3 protein-coding genes are annotated in these 2,178 nt (G+C 36.5%); all 3 read right to left on the bottom strand.

Annotation, left to right across the window (positions count from 1 at the left end; genetic code table 11):
* Nucleotides 1–127: 127 nt before the first annotated feature.
* Nucleotides 128–664 carry an alpha-ribazole phosphatase gene (gene cobC, locus VFS71_RS09230; RefSeq protein WP_326400828.1) on the bottom strand — a complete coding sequence of 179 codons (537 nt, stop codon included), beginning with the start codon at nucleotides 662–664 and terminating at the stop codon, nucleotides 128–130.
* Nucleotides 649–1,473 (bottom strand): adenosylcobinamide-GDP ribazoletransferase, encoded by an 825-nt coding sequence (locus VFS71_RS09225; RefSeq protein ID WP_326400826.1) that lies wholly within the window; start codon nucleotides 1,471–1,473, stop codon nucleotides 649–651. The genes cobC and VFS71_RS09225 overlap by 16 nt, the downstream gene beginning before the upstream one ends.
* A 14-nt stretch (nucleotides 1,474–1,487) precedes the next feature.
* Nucleotides 1,488–2,178 (bottom strand): nicotinate-nucleotide--dimethylbenzimidazole phosphoribosyltransferase (locus VFS71_RS09220; RefSeq protein ID WP_326400824.1); only part of this gene is annotated, 691 nt, incomplete at its 5' end.

Genomic DNA, 2,178 nt, shown 5'->3' with positions numbered 1-2,178 from the left:
CACAACCTTAATTCGGGTGCAAATATAAAGTTAAAAATATGGAAAACTAAAATTAATGAACCATTTTAATTTCAACATAAATATAACAAATTGTTTATCAGTAATTTAAAACCAAAACAAATCAATTCTACATTTCTACTTTAATCACAACCCCATAGTCCAATTGCGTTTTAAAAGCTTCCTGCAGGGGAAGATTATTTATTTTGCACAAAATACTTCGGATAACTCCAGAATGCGCCACAATGATAATCGGCTTAGTATTTCCTTTCGAAATATCATTATCCAAAAATTCTCGAACCCTATAATCCAAATCCACAAACGATTCTCCATTAGGTACATTTACAGCAACAAAATCTTCCATCCAAGGGTCTAAGACTTCTCTAGGAATGGCATCCCAACTTTTTAGTTCCCAATCTCCAAAATCCATTTCCATCAATCTTGAATCTTCAATAATGGAAGTGATTTGGGTATTTTTCTGAATATGTTTAGCCAAAATAGAGCATCGCTGCAACGGACTGGAATACAAAATTGCGTCTTGTGGTAATTGGTTCAAAATGGATTCAAAAACAACATCGTAAGGCTCGCGAATTCCTACATCACTCTGACCGTAGCAAATTCCCTTTTCACAAACTGTTTCAGTATGACGGACTAAATAAACTTCCATATTCCAATAATTGATAGATAAAAAACCACTTCACATACTTGTTGCGTAGCACCCAAACAATCTCCCGTATAACCGTCAATCCATTTTTGAAAATATCGGGCTAGAAAAAAACGAGCGATAAAAACAGGAATTAAAACCAACAGTAATTGCCAGTGAGACAAAGACAAAACCACAAGGGGCAATAATCCAAAAAACAAAGCTCCAACTACTTCTTTCCAAGTAAAATTTTGGGCAATTGGTTTGCTTTTGCTCGTTGCATCTTCTCTTGAATATTGATGTGTAAAAACTATGGAAACAGCTGCCAGACGACTAACAGAATGAGCGGAAATGAAAAGTAGCAGAATGCAGGCTGCAGACCCGAGCGACAGCGAACTGGCGAAGCAATACAGATTACAAGTTTGAGGTAAAGAAACCAGATTATAAAGAGTTTCAAACTTCAATAAAAATAGTAACACCAAACCTATAGTTCCGTAGGCACCAATAGCACTGTCTTTCATTATTAAAAGGATTTTCTCTTTGGTCCAACCACCTCCAAAACCATCACAAACATCGGCGAATCCATCTTCGTGAAAAGCTCCCGTAGTTAGAATTCCGGCAATTATTGACAGTATCAATGCTATTTCTACAGAAAATACAATTGATGCCAGGTAATAGATACCAAAACAAATTCCACCAACAATCCAGCCAATTAGAGGAAAATATCTTGATGCTTTGTTTAAATAATCAGGATTGTGGTCGATATTTTTTGGACACGGAATTCTGGTATAAAACATCAAGGCCGTGAAAAATATATGTAATTGTTTTTTCATATTTAAAATTAAATTTACGAACCGCTAACACCAGCAGATTCAAAACTGGCCATTTCGTTCAGAAAACAAACAGCCGACTGAATAATTGGAAATGCCACGGCACAACCTGTACCTTCACCTAACCTTAAATCAAGTTGCAATAGTGGTTGAACATTTAAATAATCCAATATTTTTTTATGCCCTTGCTCGGCTGAAGAATGACAGAATATAGCGTTTTCTTTGATTGACGGATTCATTTTATAGGCTATTAAAAAAGCAACTGTACAAATAAATCCATCGACCAAAATGAGCATATTGTTTTGTTTAGCTTGAAGCATTCCTCCTGCCATTTGCATAATTTCGAATCCTCCAAAGTAGGCTAACTTGCTTTGCAAATCATTTGGCCCACAATAATTTTCAAGGGCTTTTTTTAGAATATTTTGCTTTTGAATTAGCTTTTCGTCAACAACACCCGTTCCTTTTCCGACACAATCTTCGATAGGCAATTCCAAAAGAATACTCATTAGAACCGAAGCAGTGGAAGTATTTCCAATTCCCATTTCACCAAAACCGATGCAATTGCAATCCGTTTCAAAAACCGAATCCACAATTGCTGCCCCTTTAGTAAAACACAAATCCAATTCCGCTTCACTCATTGCCGGACCTTGCAGAAACGACTGTGTTCCTTTCCCTATTTTGGCCGAAACCAGATTGGCGTTTGTCGGG

The organism is Flavobacterium sp. (assembly GCF_035760125.1).
Lineage (GTDB): Bacteria > Bacteroidota > Bacteroidia > Flavobacteriales > Flavobacteriaceae > Flavobacterium.
This window is presented reverse-complemented; position numbering and strand designations above follow the sequence as displayed.